The sequence below is a fragment of the Bradyrhizobium sp. WSM1743 genome (assembly GCF_000473065.1).
GTDB lineage: Bacteria > Pseudomonadota > Alphaproteobacteria > Rhizobiales > Xanthobacteraceae > Bradyrhizobium.
Genome location: NZ_AXAZ01000052.1, coordinates 44,489 through 59,132 on the forward strand (window position 1 = coordinate 44,489; position 14,644 = coordinate 59,132).

The 14,644-nt window shown below is 63.5% G+C and carries 16 protein-coding genes; 5 read left to right on the top strand and 11 right to left on the bottom strand.

The genetic code is table 11. The annotated features are described in order from the left end of the window. Positions 1–173 precede the first annotated feature (173 nt). Together YU9_RS0126690 and YU9_RS0126695 are read right to left on the bottom strand one after the other, a co-directional pair. On the bottom strand, positions 174–1,217 hold the full coding sequence (locus YU9_RS0126690; protein WP_027575551.1) for an aromatic ring-hydroxylating dioxygenase subunit alpha: 1,044 nt from the start codon (positions 1,215–1,217) through the stop codon (positions 174–176). Positions 1,218–1,226: 9 nt separating this feature from the next. Then, positions 1,227–2,423, bottom strand: coding sequence for an ABC transporter substrate-binding protein (locus tag YU9_RS0126695; protein WP_027575552.1), 1,197 nt, complete (start codon positions 2,421–2,423; stop codon positions 1,227–1,229). 159 nt (positions 2,424–2,582) lie between these two features. Between YU9_RS0126695 and YU9_RS0126700 the strand changes: the two genes are divergently transcribed. Further along, a complete protein-coding gene (locus tag YU9_RS0126700; RefSeq protein WP_084299062.1) occupies positions 2,583–3,290 on the top strand; it encodes a TetR/AcrR family transcriptional regulator in 708 nt (235 codons plus the stop codon). A 150-nt stretch (positions 3,291–3,440) separates the two neighbouring features. Here the strand turns inward: YU9_RS0126700 and YU9_RS0126705 are convergent, their stop codons facing one another. The 7 genes from YU9_RS0126705 to glpD form a co-directional block, all read right to left on the bottom strand. Further along, complete coding sequence (locus tag YU9_RS0126705; RefSeq protein ID WP_036018164.1) at positions 3,441–5,183, bottom strand: ABC transporter substrate-binding protein; 1,743 nt, start codon at positions 5,181–5,183, stop codon at positions 3,441–3,443. Positions 5,184–5,315: 132 nt separating this feature from the next. Then, complete coding sequence (locus tag YU9_RS0126710) at positions 5,316–5,645, bottom strand: DUF2160 domain-containing protein (protein ID WP_027575555.1); 330 nt, start codon at positions 5,643–5,645, stop codon at positions 5,316–5,318. Between the two features lie 10 nt (positions 5,646–5,655). Then, positions 5,656–6,462 (bottom strand): carbohydrate ABC transporter permease, encoded by an 807-nt coding sequence (locus YU9_RS0126715; protein ID WP_027575556.1) that lies wholly within the window; start codon positions 6,460–6,462, stop codon positions 5,656–5,658. Then, positions 6,462–7,436, bottom strand: a complete 975-nt coding sequence (locus YU9_RS0126720) for a carbohydrate ABC transporter permease (RefSeq protein ID WP_027575557.1) — start codon at positions 7,434–7,436, stop codon at positions 6,462–6,464. Before YU9_RS0126720 ends, YU9_RS0126715 begins: the two co-directional genes overlap by 1 nt. Then, on the bottom strand, positions 7,436–8,521 hold the full coding sequence (locus tag YU9_RS0126725; protein WP_027575558.1) for an ABC transporter ATP-binding protein: 1,086 nt from the start codon (positions 8,519–8,521) through the stop codon (positions 7,436–7,438). The genes YU9_RS0126720 and YU9_RS0126725 overlap by 1 nt, the downstream gene beginning before the upstream one ends. A gap of 14 nt (positions 8,522–8,535) precedes the next feature. Then, a complete protein-coding gene (locus YU9_RS0126730) occupies positions 8,536–9,612 on the bottom strand; it encodes an ABC transporter ATP-binding protein (RefSeq protein ID WP_027575559.1) in 1,077 nt (358 codons plus the stop codon). Next, complete coding sequence (gene glpD, locus YU9_RS0126735) at positions 9,609–11,159, bottom strand: glycerol-3-phosphate dehydrogenase (protein ID WP_027575560.1); 1,551 nt, start codon at positions 11,157–11,159, stop codon at positions 9,609–9,611. The genes YU9_RS0126730 and glpD overlap by 4 nt, the downstream gene beginning before the upstream one ends. A 228-nt stretch (positions 11,160–11,387) precedes the next feature. On the opposite strand from glpD, the gene YU9_RS0126740 reads away from it, so the two are divergent. Then, on the top strand, positions 11,388–11,672 hold the full coding sequence (locus YU9_RS0126740) for a type II toxin-antitoxin system Phd/YefM family antitoxin (RefSeq protein WP_027575561.1): 285 nt from the start codon (positions 11,388–11,390) through the stop codon (positions 11,670–11,672). Beyond that, positions 11,669–12,094, top strand: coding sequence for a type II toxin-antitoxin system VapC family toxin (locus YU9_RS0126745; protein WP_027575562.1), 426 nt, complete (start codon positions 11,669–11,671; stop codon positions 12,092–12,094). The genes YU9_RS0126740 and YU9_RS0126745 overlap by 4 nt, the downstream gene beginning before the upstream one ends. Positions 12,095–12,098: 4 nt before the next feature. On the opposite strand, the gene YU9_RS0126750 is transcribed toward YU9_RS0126745, so the two are convergent. Both YU9_RS0126750 and YU9_RS0126755 read right to left on the bottom strand, forming a co-directional pair. Then, the gene (locus tag YU9_RS0126750) at positions 12,099–12,944 is read right to left on the bottom strand and encodes a DeoR/GlpR family DNA-binding transcription regulator (RefSeq protein ID WP_027575563.1); all 846 of its coding nucleotides are present in this window, start codon (positions 12,942–12,944) and stop codon (positions 12,099–12,101) included. Between the two features lie 88 nt (positions 12,945–13,032). Beyond that, positions 13,033–13,719: an HAD family phosphatase gene (locus tag YU9_RS0126755; RefSeq protein ID WP_027575564.1), complete on the bottom strand. Its 687-nt coding sequence runs from the start codon at positions 13,717–13,719 to the stop codon at positions 13,033–13,035. 154 nt (positions 13,720–13,873) lie between these two features. On the opposite strand from YU9_RS0126755, the gene YU9_RS0126760 reads away from it, so the two are divergent. Both YU9_RS0126760 and YU9_RS50175 read left to right on the top strand, forming a co-directional pair. After that, entirely contained in the window at positions 13,874–14,326 is a 453-nt protein-coding gene (locus YU9_RS0126760) for a nuclear transport factor 2 family protein (RefSeq protein ID WP_027575565.1), read from the top strand. Between the two features lie 145 nt (positions 14,327–14,471). Then, on the top strand, positions 14,472–14,644 hold a 173-nt coding region (locus YU9_RS50175), incomplete at its 3' end, for a helix-turn-helix domain-containing protein (RefSeq protein WP_256375851.1).

A 14,644-nucleotide genomic window follows, 5' to 3' on the forward strand; every position in this document is an offset into this window, starting at 1 on the left:
ATTGCGACGAGCGGCGACAAAAATTGCGAAGCAATTTTGCACTGGCGACGAAGCAATCCAGACTACCTCCGCCGAAAGACTCTGGATTGCTTCGCTGCGCTCGCAATGACGGTGTGGCGACAGGGTGCGCTCACCACTAGAGAAGGCCGGGACCGTTCTACCTGCCGGCAGACTCACGCCAATGCGCGCGTCTCACTCTCTGCAGCCACCATGCGTTCCACGATACGACGCATGCGCTGCGGGGCGGCATCGATGGCGAGACGGATGGTCTTGGCATTGGGGCGGGCCTGCGCCACCTCCTCTATTCGCTCCAGAATCTCCTTGTCCTCGTTAAAAGCGATACGGAAATCTGCGTGCAGGCGCTGATCAACATCGGCATCGTCAAGCGCAAAATTGCGCACGTGGAGCCAATGATCGATGCAGATGTGATCGTCGACCGGCGTGATGAAGTGGCATGCGAAGATGCGCAATCCCCTGCCCCGGTCAATGGGGTCGGCGATCTTGCCGGCGTCCGCGCTGCCGAAGTCGATCACTGCGATACAGGGCGCCACATAGTCGTAGTAGTGCCAGCGATCGACGTTGCCGGCGAAATTGCCGTACTTGGCGAACAGCGGGATCGGCGGCGCGTTCCTGATCCACCGCCACACCAGCACTCCATCCTCGGAAAAGGTGTGCTCCACCGGAATGTCTTCGCTGGCCGAATTGCCGAGCGTCGACAGGTGGACGAAGCTGACATGCGCGGGATCGCAGAGATTGTCGGCGAGATTGAGATAGTTGGTTTCGATACGAAGAGCGTCTCCTTCCGCCGCATGCCAGTCGTTCTGACCGTACTGCGGCAGATCATAGATCAGCGAGGGGTCGGCGAGTGCGGGATCGCCGGGCCAGATCCAGACCAGTCCCATCTTCTCGCTGAGCGGATAGGACGACACACGTGCATTCGGCGGAATCATTGGCTGCCCCGGAATCCGGACACAGCGTCCGTCGGCCCCGAACGTCATGCCGTGATAGCCGCACTCGATCGCATCGCCCTTGAGCTTGCCCAAGGACAACGGCGCCAACCGATGTGGACACGCGTCATCGAGCGCAACGACGCCACCCGCCTCGCTGCGATAGACGACAAGGTCCATGCCGAGAATGCGATGGCGCGACAGCGTGCGCGTGACATTGCGCGACCATGTCAGCGGGTACCAGGTGTTGCGGGGAGCGAGCAGGTTCATGCGGCACCTCTAGTTCTTGAGCTTGGCCATGACCTCGGCGTCGGCGGGCTGGTAGTCGGCGCCATCGAGATAGCGCCAGTCGGTCATCACGCCCTGGCCGTCCCGTACCGCGAGCTTGCCGACATAGACGCCCATGGTGGATTGATGGTCGATCGCGCGGAAGGCGATCGGCCCCACCGGCGTATCGACCTTCAGATGCTCCATCGCCTTGATCAGATCATCGGACCTGGTCGAGCCGGCGGTCTCGATCGCCTTCGCGAGGACCAGCGTGTTGGTATAGCCGATGAGCGCGCCGATGTTGGGCGGCTCCTTGTACCGTGCGACATAGGCCTTCGAGAACGAGTCATGCTGAGGCGTCTTGATCTCGCTCCAGGGGTATCCGGTCACGATCCAGCCGGGCGGAGCCTCATCTTTTAGCGGTGCCAGATATTCCGGCTCGCCGGAGAGAATGCTGACCACGGCGCGGTTCGTGAACGCATTGCGGGTCGATCCCTCGCGCACGAGCTTGACAAGGTCCGATCCGAACGTCGCATTGAAGATGGCATCCGGGTTCTCCCCCGTCATTGCCTGCACGACGGCACCGGCATCGATCTTGCCGAGCGGCGGCCATTGTTCGGAGACGAATTCGACGTCGGGCTTCAATCGCTTCAGTTCGCGCTTGAAGCTCGCTACCGCCGCCTGACCGAACTCGTAGTTCGGTGCAATCGTCGCCCAGCGCCGCGCGGGGAACTTGGCCGCCTCCTTTGCAAGGATGGAGGCCTGGGTATACGTACTCGGCCGCAGCCTGAACGTATAGCGATTGCCCTTCTCCCAGATGAGGGCGTCAGTCAGGGGCTGCGAGGCAAGGAAGAATGTCCGCTTCTGCTTGGCGAAATCGGCCACGGCGAGGCCAATATGGGAGAGGATCGTGCCCGTCAGGAGCTCGACCTGCTCACCGTCGACGAGCTGACCGGCCGCGGTGATGGCCACGTCCGGCTTGCCGGCATCGTCACGGGCGATGATCTCGAGCTTGCGGCCGAGCACGCCGCCTTTCCCGTTGATCTCGTCGCGCGCGAGCTCCCAGCCCTGGCGATAGCCGCGGGTCCCCAGCGGAAGGGCCGAATAGCTTGAGATCTCGCCGATCTTGATCGGCGGCGGCTCTGCGGCCCGCCCCGCGCCGCAGGCCACTCCGAGGACAAGTCCGACGAACTTCGCAGCAGCCGAAATGCGCATATCAGCCTCCCGCCATTGGGACCAGCTTATGTATGTAGTACTTACTACATAGGCAATACCACGGACTGACGGTTGTCAATGGCGAAGAATCGGCGGGCTTGCCAAAAAAACGGCAGACCCCATCCTGCTGGCTGTGATTCCCTGGGATACGCAATGGCCAACGATACAGAGCTGCCAGCCCGCACACTGGCCGGCCCGCGCCTCAAGCGGGCGGCCAAGCGGAAAAGGGCCTCAACGGTTCGACGGACGCGAGCGCCCGATCGGACCCGTGAAGCCATTCTGCGCGCGGCCGTCGCCGAGTTTGCCCGCGAAGGCTACGGCGGCGCACGGGTCGATCGCATCAGCAAGGCCGCCAAGAGCAACGACCGGATGCTCTATTACTATTTCAAGAGCAAGGAGAAGCTGTTTCATCAGGTCATCGAGCATTGCTATGCCGACCTGGTCGCGTCGGAAGAGGCGCTCGATCTCGATTTCTCCAGCCCGCGCGAGGCGCTCGCGGCACTGGTCGCCTTCAATTGGAACTACTATTGGGCCCATCCGGAGCTATTGAGCATTCTCGCCACGGAGAATCTCTTTAAGGGTCGTCACGTCAAGAACAACATCCGCCGCAGCTTCTCCAATACCCAATTGGGCATGCTGGAGCGCGTGCTCCAGAGCGGCATCGAGCGGCGCGAGTTCAGGCCGGACTGCGACCGCCTCCACCTTTATCTCTCGATCCTGTCGCTGACCTATTTCTACCGTGCCAACCTCTATACGCTGTCGAGCTACATGCAGACCGACCTCGTCGATCAGGAGATGCGGAGCGCGTGGCTTGCACATGTGCAGACCATGATTCAGGATCTGGTGAAGCGGAAGGAGTGAAGGCGCGCGCCACAGCTCCTTCCGCAGCGACAGTCTGGATTGCTTCGCTGCGCCCGCAATGACGTGGGGAGGCAGCGCGCAACACGGCGAAGAATAGAAAAAGGCCGGGATCGCTCCCGGCCTTTCGTTTTGTGACGCTCTACGCGTAGCTTACTTCGCTTCCGCGCGCTTCGGGGGAGTGGCGGGCCACGACTTGATCAGGGTGTCGTAGTCGACCGTCTCGCCCTTCGGCTTCTCGTTGGCGAGCTTGCGCTGGGGCGCGATGGTGCCGTCCTTCTCGGCCTTCGCGAACCAGTACTCCGGCTTCTCCTTCTTGTGGAGCTTCGGACCGCAGGCGCCCTGCACGCCGGACTTCTCGAGACGCTCCATGACGGAGTCCTGAGCAGCGGCCAATGCATCCATCGCGGCTTGCGGCGTCTTCGCACCGGACGACGCATCGCCGATGTTCTGCCACCAGAGCTGCGCGAGCTTGGGATAGTCGGGCACGTTGTTGCCGGTCGGGGTCCACTGCACGCGCGCGGGCGAGCGGTAGAACTCGATCAGGCCGCCGAGCTTCGGCGCACGCTCGGTGAACGACTTGTCCCAAATGTCGGATTCACGGATGAAGGTGAGACCGACATGGCTCTTCTTTAAGCTCACCGACTTGGAGACGATGAACTGGAGATAGAGCCAGGCCGCCTTGCGGCGATCCGGCGGCGTCGACTTCAGCAGGGTCGCTGAACCGGCGTCCTGGTAGCCGAGCTTCATGCCTTCCTTCCAGTACGCGCCGTGGGGCGAGGGCGCCATACGCCATTTCGGCGTACCGTCAGCGTTCATTACGGCGATGCCCGGCTTCACCATGTCGGCGGTGAAGGCGGTGTACCAGAACATCTGCTGGGCGATGTTGCCTTGCGCCGGCACCGGGCCTGCCTCGGAGAAGGTCATGCCCTGGGCCTGCGGCGGCGCGTACTTCTTCAGCCAGTCGAGGTACTTGGTGATCGAGTAGACCGCGGCCGGACCATTGGTGTCGCCACCACGTTCCACCGAGGAGCCGACCGGGCGGCAGCCTTCCATGCGGATGCCCCACTCGTCGACCGGCAGTCCGTTCGGAATGCCCTTGTCACCGTTGCCGGCCATCGACAGCCAGGCGTCGGTGAAACGCCATCCGAGCGAGGGGTCCTTCTTGCCATAGTCCATATGGCCGTAGACCTTGACGCCGTTGATCTCCTTGATGTCGTTGGTGAAGAACTCGGCGATGTCCTCATAGGCAGACCAGTTCACGGGCACGCCGAGCTCGTAGCCATACTTGGCCTTGAACTTGGCCTTGTAGTCGGGGTTGGTGAACCAGTCGTAGCGGAACCAATAAAGGTTGGCGAACTGCTGGTCGGGCAGCTGGTAGAGCTTGCCGTCCGGAGCCGTCGTGAAAGACTTGCCGATGAAGTCGTTGACGTCGAGCATGGGATCGGTGACGTCCTTGCCCTCGCCGGTCATGTAGTCCGAGAGCACGACGGTCTGGCCGTAACGGAAGTGCGTTCCGATCAGGTCGCTGTCGTTGATCCAGCCGTCATAGACGTTCTTTCCCGATTGCATCTGCGTCTGCAGCTTCTCGACGACGTCACCTTCCTGGATGAGGTCGTGCTTGAGCTTGATGCCGGTGATCTCGGAGAACGCCTTGGCCAGCGTCTGCGATTCATATTCGTGGGTGGTGATGGTCTCGGAGACGACGTTGATCTCCATGCCCTTGAAGGGCTCGGCGGCCTTGGCGAACCACTCCAGCTCCTTCTTCTGATCTTCCTTCGACAGCGTCGAGGGCTGGAATTCCGCGATCCACTTCTGGATCACGGCGTCGTCGGCGGCGCGAACCGGCGCCGAGACGGCGAACGACACTGCTACGATCGCAGCGGCGCTGGACATGGTCAGAAAACTATTCTTGATCAATGGACCTTTCCTTCTCCTAAACTGTCGCATGTTGTTCCTCCGTTGCAGCGACAAACTTTTATACAGGCCCGGGTTGCCCCCCGGATCTGGCCCGTCCCTTCGCGAGCTTCAGACCGTGCGAAAAATGAGCACGGCCGTGGCCAGCGAAATCCCACTTGCGAGCCACAGGCTCGAAATCTCAAACCCCTCCTCTCCGACCGGCAGCGTGGCGATCGGATCGGTGCCGACGAGGCCGATCCACACGAGGTGGATGACGGCAGCCACGATCAACGAGACGAACAGGCGGTCGCCGCGCGTGGTCGGAATACTGAGCACGCCGACGCGCTCGGCCTCGGGATAGACCGCCGCGAGCCAGGTCATCACGGCGAGCGTGCAGGCCAGCGCGGCGAAGAAGATCGCCGTCGGCAGCGTCCAGGCCATCCATGCGATGGATTCCATGTGAGCCTCCCTAGACCCGACCGAGCGCAAAGCCGCGCGCGATGTAGTTGCGGACGAACCAGATCACGAGCGCGCCCGGAATGATGGTGAGCACGCCAGCGGCGGCCAGCAGGCCCCAGTCCATGCCGGCGGCCGACACCGTGCGCGTCATGATCGCGGCGATCGGCTTGGCCGACACCGAGGTCAGCGTGCGCGCGAGCAAGAGCTCGACCCAGGAGAACATGAAGCAGAAGAAGGCGGCGACGCCGATGCCGCTCGCGATCAGCGGCACCAGGATCTTGATGAAGAAGCGCGGGAAGGAATAGCCATCGAGGAAGGCGGTCTCGTCGATCTCGCGCGGCACGCCGGAGACGAAGCCTTCGAGGATCCAGACCGCCAGCGGCACGTTGAAGATGCAATGCGCGAGCGCGACGGCCCAGGGCGTATCGAACAGCCCGATTGCCGAATAGAGATTGAAGAACGGCAGCGCGTAGACCGCGGCCGGCGCCATGCGGTTCGACAACAGCCAGAAGAACAGGTGCTTGTCGCCGAGGAAGCGGTAGCGCGAGAACGCGTAGGCCGCGGGCAGCGCCACCGAGATCGAGATGATGGTGTTGAGGACGACGTATTCGAGCGAGTTGATGTAGCCGGAATACCAGCTCTCGTCGGTGAAGATCCGCTTGTAGTGCTGCAGCGTCGGGGTATGCGGCCACAGCGTCATCGTCGAGACGATCTCGCTGTTGGTCTTGAAGCTCATGTTGACGAGCCAATAGATCGGCAGCAGCAGGAAGACCAGGAACAGCCCCATGATGAGGCGGCGGCCGGGAATCGAATGCATCAGGCCACTCCTTCCTTTGGCTTGAACGCGGGCACGGGCTTGAGCCCGACCGAAGGCTTGGGCTCCACCGCCGGCTCGCTCGCCGCCTGGACTTTGCGTTCGACGCCGGCATTGGTCATGACGGTGTAGAAGATCCAGCAGACGATCAGGATGATCAAGTTGTAGACCAGCGACAGCGCGGCGGCCTTGCCGAGGTCGAACTGGCCGAGCGCGATCTTGACCAGCTCGATCGACACGAAGGTGGTGGAGTTGCCGGGACCGCCGCCCGTGACGACGAACGGCTCGGTGTAGATCATGAAGCTGTCCATGAAGCGCAGCAGCACGGCGATCAGCAGCACGCGGTTCATCTTCGGCAGCTGGATCGCCTTGAACACGGCCCAGCGCGAGGCGCCGTCGATCTGGGCGGCCTGGTAATAGGCTTCAGGAATCGACTTCAGGCCGGCATAGCAGAGCAGCGCGACGAGGCTGGTCCAGTGCCAGACGTCCATCACGATGACGGTGACCCAGGCATCGATGTCGTTGGAGACGTAATTATAGTCGAAGCCGGCAGCGTTGAGCACATAGCCGAGCAGGCCGATGTCCGGACGGCCAAAGATCTGCCAGATCGTGCCGACCACGTTCCAAGGAATCAGCAGCGGCAGCGCGAGGATCACGAGGCAGGCCGCGACCGTCCAGCCCTCGCGCGGCATCGACAACGCGACGACGATGCCGAGCGGCACCTCGATCGCAAGGATCACCAGCGAGAAGAACAGATTGCGCCCGAGCGAGGCGAGGAAGCGGCCGCCGAGATCGGTCGAGGGATCGAGCAGCTCCTTGAACCAGCCGACGCCGTTCCAGAAGAACTGGTTGTTGCCGAACGTATCCTGCATCGAATAGTTCACCACCGTCATCAGCGGCAGCACCGCCGAGAAGGCGACGACCAGGAACACCGGCAGCACCAGGAACCAGGCTTTTTGGTTGACGGTCTTGTCCATCAGGCGGCTCCCTCCACCAGAAGGCTGTCGGCATAGACGTGCACGTGCGACGGATCGAATTTCAGCCCGGCGCTGCCGTCCGGACTGGTGAAGCCGCCAGGCGCGCGCGCCGCGAGCTTGGCGTCGCCGACGCGCACACGCGCGAAGCGGATGCGGCCGAGATCGTCGATGCGCTCGATCCTGGCCGTGAGCAGGCCGGGCGCGGGCGCAACGACTTCCACGAACTCGGGACGGACGCCGATCTCGATCTTGGCGCCGGAAGGCAGATTGTCGTAAGCGCGGTTGAGCGCGATGACGTGGCCGCCGACCTTGGCCTCGCGTCCCCGCACCTCCGCCGGCAGGATGTTCATGCCGGGCGAGCCGATGAAATAGCCGACGAAAGTGTGTGCCGGCTTGTCGAACAGCTCGGCCGGCGTACCGCTCTGCACCACGCGGCCGTCGTGCATGACGACCACGGTGTCGGCGAAGGTCAGCGCCTCGGTCTGGTCGTGGGTGACATAGATCATCGTGAGGTCGAGCTCGCGATGCAGCGCCTTCAGCTTGGAGCGAAGCTGCCATTTCAGCTCGGGATCGATCACCGTGAGCGGCTCGTCGAACAGCACGGCAGCGACGTCGTTGCGCACGAGGCCGCGGCCGAGCGAGATCTTTTGCTTGGCATCGGCCGTGAGCCGCGTCGCCTTGCGATTCAGATAAGGCTCGAGGTCGAGCAGGCGGCCGATCTCGGCGACGCGCCTGTCGATATCGGCCTTCGGCACGCCGCGGTTCTTCAGCGGAAACGCCAGGTTCTGCCCCACCGTCATGGTGTCGTAGATCACCGGAAACTGGAACACCTGGGCGATGTTCCGCTTCTGGGTTGACAGCGGTGTGATGTCCTTGTCGTCGAACAGGATCTTTCCGCGCGACGGCGTGATGATGCCGGAGATGACGTTGAGCAGCGTTGTCTTGCCACAGCCGCTTGGGCCGAGCAGCGCATAGGCACCGCCCTGCCGCCAGGTCATGGTGACGGGCTTCAGTGCAAAGCTTTCCTGCGGCGCATTGTTGCCGGCGTAGGAGTGGGCGAGATCGACGAGATCAATGCGGGCCATGTCGCATCTCCCCCTTACGAGCCCGGAGCGGCGACCAGGCGGTCGGCCGCGTCGAAGACGAAGACATCATTCGGATCGAGCACGGCATCGATGGTCTGGCCGGGCTCGAACTCGTGCACGCCGTGCAGCACCGCCACCCAGTTCGATCCGTCGCGAGTCAGATGCACGAAACTCTCCGAACCGGTGATCTCGGTCACCGTGACAGTGGCATGGAAGGCGTGGCGGTCTGCCTGGCCGTTGGCAAGGCCAAGCTGGTGGGCACGGAAGCCGACGCGATAGAATCCGTCGGGAAGTCCCGCATAAAGTCCGGATGCCGGTGCAGCGCTGCCGCCAGCATATTGAACCATGCCATCCCCCTTCTCGAGGCCCACCAAGTTGAGCGGCGGATCGGAGAAGACCTGGGCGACACGCAGGGTCTGCGGGCGGCGATAGACGTTTGACGTCTCGCCCATTTGCAGCGCCTCCCCCTCCCACATGCACACCGTGTTGCCGCCGAGCAGCAGCGCCTCGGTCGGCTCAGTGGTGGCATAGACGAAGATTGCGCCGGAGGCCTCGAAGATGCGCGGCAGCTCGGCGCGCAGCTCCTCGCGCAGCTTGTAGTCGAGATTGGCGAGCGGCTCGTCGAGCAGCACGAGATCGGCGCCCTTGACCAGCGCGCGTGCGATCGCGGTGCGCTGCTGCTGGCCGCCGGAGAGCTGGAGCGGCGTGCGTTTCAGGAACGGCTCGAGCCGCAGCAGCTTTGCCGCCTCCGCCACGCGCGCCTCGATCTCGTCGCGCGGCTTGCCCTGCACGCGCAGAGGTGAGGCGATGTTCTCATAGACCGTCAGCGAGGGGTAGTTGATGAACTGCTGATAGACCATGGCGACCGAGCGCTGGCGCACGTCGGCGCCGGTGACGTCCTTGCCATTGACCAGCACCTTGCCCGTGGTCGGCTTGTCGAGGCCGGCGAGCAATCGCATGATCGAGGTCTTGCCCGACAGCGTCGGCCCGAGCAGCACGTTGAGCGTTCCGCTCTCGAGCGTCAGCGAGACGTCGCGGATGTGCTCGACGCCCTCGACGGTCCGGGTCACGTGATCGAGTGTCACGGTCATGAGCGTCCTCCCGCTTCCAGCAGAGGACTTTGCGGCACGGCGTGGGTCCTGATCCAGTCGTCAAGCGCCGCGATCTCGTCGGCAGATAGTCGCAGGCCAAGCTTGGAACGGCGCCAGACGATGTCCTCGGCGGTGACGGCCCATTCGTTGGCCATGAGATAGCGGACCTCGCGCTCGGTCAGGGTCGCACCGAAGGCCTGGCCGAGATCCGCCGCCGATTTGGCATCGCCGAGCAGCTTGATCGCCCGCGTGCCATAGGCGCGCGCGAGCCGCCTTGCATGCTCATGGCCGAGGAAGGGATAGCCGCGCTGGAGCTCGGCGATCAGGCCGTCGATGTCGGACACATCCATGTCGCCGCCGGGTAGCGGCCATTTGCCGGTCCAGCCCTCGCGCGCTTTCGCGCTGCGAAGATAGGGCGCAAGGCGTTCCAGCACCTCCTCGGCGAGCCTCCGATAGGTCGTGATCTTGCCGCCATAGATCGACAGCAGCGGCACGCCACCGGGCGTGTCGAGCTCGAACACGTAGTCGCGCGTCGCGGCCTTGGCTTCGCTGGCGCCATCGTCATAAAGCGGACGCACGCCGGAATAGGTCCAGACCACGTCCTCCGGCATCACGGGCTTGGCCAGATATTCGCTCGCCGCCTTGCACAGATACTCGATCTCCTCGGCCGTCGCCTTCACCTTGGCCGGATCGCCGTCATAGTCGCGATCGGTGGTGCCGATCAGCGTGAAATCGTCCTGGTACGGGATCACGAAGATGATGCGGCCGTCCGCGTTCTGGAACATGTAGGCGCGGTCGTGATCGTAGAGCTTTTTGACCACGATGTGCGAGCCCTGCACCAGGCGGACTTTTGCCTTGGCATTGACGCCGGCGCCGCGGCCGAGCACGTCCTCGACCCAGGGGCCACCGGCATTGACCAGGGCCCGCGCCTGGACCTGCGAGCGCTCGCCGGTCAGCGTGTTGACCATGCTGACGGACCAGACGCCGTCGGCCTGGCGGATCTCGGTGGCGCGGGTGCGGGTGCGGATCTCCGCGCCCTTGTCGGCGGCATCGCGCGCATTGAGCACGACCAGGCGGGCGTCGTCGACGAAACAGTCGGAATATTCGAACGCGCGAGCATAGCGGTTCGGAATCAGCGGCTTGCCGACCTCGTCGCGCTTGAGATCGACCGAGCGGGTCGCCGGCAACAAATGGCGGCCGCCGATATGGTCATAGAGAAAGAGGCCGAGGCGCAGCAGCCAGGCCGGGCGCAGGCCGGCGTGATGAGGCAGGACGAAACGCAGGGGGCGGATGATGTGGGGCGCAATGCCCCAGAGAATCTCGCGCTCGATCAGCGCCTCGCGGACCAGCCGAAACTCGTAATATTCCAGATAACGCAGGCCGCCATGCACCAGCTTGGTCGACCAGGACGACGTCCCGCTCGCCAAATCGTTCATTTCGCACAGGAAAACCGTGTTGCCGCGCCCCACCGCGTCGCGCGCGATGCCGCAGCCGTTAACACCGCCTCCGATGATGGCGAGATCGAAAATACGCTCCAACAGACGCATCCCCCGGCGACCGCCCGTTCGTCGAGCGGCTACTTTCGCTTTTGATTAGATCACACCGTAAAACGAAAGCAAGATGAAAGAGAGGCGAAAGGAAATGAAAGAGGAACTTTTTTGGTGGGCAACTGGCCGCCGAATATGCAGGTGGGCAGCAATTCGAGATGCAGCGATACCCTTGAACAGTCATCTGGGGCGGATTATAGTCACAATAGTCATATTGGTTCCTTCCGCATGACTGACCACGACACTGCACCCGACACGCTTCCAGCTGATGACACTTGGACGCTTGCCAACGCCAAGGCTCGATTGTCCGAGGTGATTGATCGTGCCCAAATCGTGCCACAGGTCATCACCCGTCGCGGCAAGCCGAATGCCGTCATCGTTTCCGTCGAGGAATGGGCGCGCAAGACCGCACGCAAAGGCACCCTGGCCGAATTCCTGCTCGCTTCCCCGCTCCGCGGCGCCGACCTCGCGCTGGAGCGCGTGCACGACACCCCACGCGACGAAATACCGTGAACCTCCTGCTCGACACCAACGTGCTGTCGGAAGTTCAGCGGCCCGCGCCTTCGCCGAACGTCCTGGCGTGGCTCGATGCGATCGATGAGGATCGTGCGTTCATCAGCGTTGCCTCGATCGCCGAGCTCCGCCGCGGCATCGCATTGCTTGAAGATGGCCGCCGGCGCACGGCGCTGGCCGCTTGGCTTGCTCATGATCTCCCGACGCGATTTGCCGAACGCATCCTGCCGATCGACCACGCGGTGGCGGAGCACTGGGGCGACCTGATGGCTCAGAGCCGCAGAAGCGGCATTGCGCTGTCCGTCATAGACGGCTTCTTTGCGGCGACCGCGCTCGCGAACAACCTCACGCTCGTCACGCGCGATGTGAAGGATTTTGCGGCGTTCGGCGTCCCGCTGCTCAATCCGTGGAACGACGTATAAGATCCTATCTCAGCCGCACCACCGGCGCGGCCTCCGGTGCCGCATCCTGGGCATCGGCCTGCGCATCGTCGATATCCGCCCCCTTCGGCAGCGCCTCCACCACCTCGATGCCCTTGCTGTGGCAGATCGTGGCGAGGCGCTCCGGGAGCTCCTGGTCGGTGACGAAAGTCTGGATCTGGGTGATATGGGCGATGCGCACCGGCGCGCTGCGGCGAAGCTTGGTGGAATCGGCGACCAGCATGACGCTGCGGGCATTGGCGATGATGGCCTGCGCCACCTGCACCTCGCGATAATCGAAATCGAGCAGCGCGCCCTCCTCGTCGATCGCGGACGCTCCGATGATGGCGTAGTCGACCTTGAACTGGCCGATCAGCTGCGTCGCGGTCGAGCCGACCACCGCGCCGTCGGCACGCCGCACCGTGCCGCCGGCGACCACGACCTCGATGCGGGGATGGCGGTAGAGCAGCATCGCGACATTGAGGTTGTTGGTGATGACGAGGAGGTCCTCGTGCGAGGTCAGCGCGCTAGCGACTTCCTCCGTCGTGGTGCCGATGTTGATGAAGAGCGAGCAGCCGTTCGGGATCAGCGAGGCGGCGGCGGCGCCAATGGCCTTCTTCTCGTCGGCGGCGACGAAGCGGCGCGCCTCATAGGCGAGATTTTCGACGCCCGAGGCGATAATGGCGCCGCCATGGATGCGGGTCAGCGATCTCCGCTCGCAGAGATCGTTGAGATCCTTGCGGATGGTCTGGGCCGAAACCTCGAAGCGGCGTGCGAGCTCCTCGACCATGACGCGGCCGGAGGCGCGCGCGATGTTGAGGATTTCGGCTTGGCGATGGGTCAGTCCGGTCACGGCAGGGGCCCTCAAATCAGGAGGCGGCATGGTGCGGCGGTTCGCGCCGCCGGTCAATGCAGGAACCGATCGCTAGCGGACGAGCCGCTCACCACGCCATGGCGGCGGCAAGGCGCGCGAGCAGGTCCGGATCGTCGTAAGCGCTGGCGGAAGCCACCGCGCCGACTGCAACGAGGTCGGCATGGCTGAGCGTGGTGCGCATCCCGATGGTCGGGATCCCGGCCGCGGCTGCCGATTGCACGCCGGTGCGGGAGTCCTCGAACGCGATCGAGGCTGCCGCGCTGGCGCCGACGAAGCGCAGCCCTTCCTGATAGGGCAGCGGATGCGGCTTTCCGTGCGGCAGCTCGTCGCCGATCACGATCGCCTTGAACCGCTCGGTGATGCCAAGCCCCGACAGCAGCAGCTCCGCGTTGAGACGCGGCGCGTTGATGACCGCGACCATGGGGATGCCGGCGGCGTCCGCCCGATCGAGCAGCGCCATCAAGCCCGGCAGCGGTGCGATCTGGCCGGCCACGAGCGCGCGGAAGACTTGCTCCTTCTCGTCGAGGATCGCGGCGCGCCGTTCCGGCGCCTCGTCGGGCAGAAAGCGCTCACCGATCGCGACATTGGCGAAGCCTTGCAGCTCCCTGGAGAAGCGTGCGTGATCGAAGACGTGGCCGTGAGGACCGAGCACCTGGTTGAAAGCCTTCAGGTGCAATGGGTCGGTGTCGGCGAGCGTGCCGTCAATGTCGAACAACAACGCCCTGCCCATCCCATCGTGTTTGGCCTCGATCATTTCCGTACTTTCCCAAATGCGCGACGCATCGATGCGGAAGGCGTATCAATACGGCCTCCATCGCGCAATGACGCATCCACATGACCAGCACGTGACACTCGACAAAGCCGCGCGCGACTGCAACACTCTGGCCAAGATCAAAAAGGAGGAAACGATGACGATCAACCGACGCGATCTGGCTCTCTCGGCTCTCGCCGTCTCTGCGCTTGCGTTCGCCACGCCGGGGCTCGCCGCTTCAGCAGACGAGGAAGCCGTGGCGAAGAAGGTCGAGGCCTTCCGCCTCGCCCAGATCGCGGCCGATCCGAAAGCGCTCGGCGCGCTGTGCGCTGAGGAGCTGAGCTACAGCCATTCCAGCGGCAAGGTCGAGGACAAGGCGACCTTCATCGCCAACGCCACCGACGGCAAATCGAAATTCCTGTCGATCGAATACAAGGACCCGACCATCAAGGTCGTCGGCCCCGCAGCGATCGTGCGCTTCCACTGGCTGGGCGAGCAGGAGATGGCGGCCGATGGGAAAAAAGTGTCGACCAACCTTCATATCCTGATGAACTGGCAGAAGCAGGGCGACGAGTGGAAGCTCCTGTCGCGGGCCGCGACGAAGCTGTGATGATTGCTCTCACCCTCTCCCCCTGCGGGAGAGGGTGGCTCGTGTCCAAACCGGATAGATTGGTAACACAGTAGACCGGATGGACGGGTGACAGTTCTCTATCGGCTGGGAGGATCAGCCGATGCCTTGGCGAGAGAGCTGTGCAATGGACCAACGGGTACGCTTCATATCGGAACAGCGAACCGGCTTGTGGACGATGACGGAGCTTTGCGAGCGCTACGAGATCAGTCGCAAGACCGGTTACAAGTGGCTGGATCGCTACCGGTTGGAGGGGCCTGGCGGGCTTGAGGATCGTTCCCACGCCCCGCGCGTGCATGG

Bases quoted from the DNA above. Each gene is read 5' to 3' on its own strand.
- YU9_RS0126710 (WP_027575555.1), bottom strand. From the start codon at position 5,645: ATGGAATCCATCGCATGGATGGCCTGGACGCTGCCGACGGCGATCTTC.
- YU9_RS0126755 (WP_027575564.1), bottom strand. From the start codon at position 13,719: ATGATCGAGGCCAAACACGATGGGATGGGCAGGGCGTTGTTGTTCGAC.
- YU9_RS0126760 (WP_027575565.1), top strand. From the start codon at position 13,874: ATGACGATCAACCGACGCGATCTGGCTCTCTCGGCTCTCGCCGTCTCT.
- glpD (WP_027575560.1), bottom strand. From the start codon at position 11,159: ATGCGTCTGTTGGAGCGTATTTTCGATCTCGCCATCATCGGAGGCGGT.
- YU9_RS0126700 (WP_084299062.1), top strand. From the start codon at position 2,583: ATGGCCAACGATACAGAGCTGCCAGCCCGCACACTGGCCGGCCCGCGC.
- YU9_RS0126720 (WP_027575557.1), bottom strand. From the start codon at position 7,436: ATGGACAAGACCGTCAACCAAAAAGCCTGGTTCCTGGTGCTGCCGGTG.
- YU9_RS0126725 (WP_027575558.1), bottom strand. From the start codon at position 8,521: ATGGCCCGCATTGATCTCGTCGATCTCGCCCACTCCTACGCCGGCAAC.
- YU9_RS0126740 (WP_027575561.1), top strand. From the start codon at position 11,388: ATGACTGACCACGACACTGCACCCGACACGCTTCCAGCTGATGACACT.
- YU9_RS0126705 (WP_036018164.1), bottom strand. From the start codon at position 5,183: ATGTCCAGCGCCGCTGCGATCGTAGCAGTGTCGTTCGCCGTCTCGGCG.
- YU9_RS0126715 (WP_027575556.1), bottom strand. From the start codon at position 6,462: ATGCATTCGATTCCCGGCCGCCGCCTCATCATGGGGCTGTTCCTGGTC.
- YU9_RS0126730 (WP_027575559.1), bottom strand. From the start codon at position 9,612: ATGACCGTGACACTCGATCACGTGACCCGGACCGTCGAGGGCGTCGAG.
- YU9_RS0126690 (WP_027575551.1), bottom strand. From the start codon at position 1,217: ATGAACCTGCTCGCTCCCCGCAACACCTGGTACCCGCTGACATGGTCG.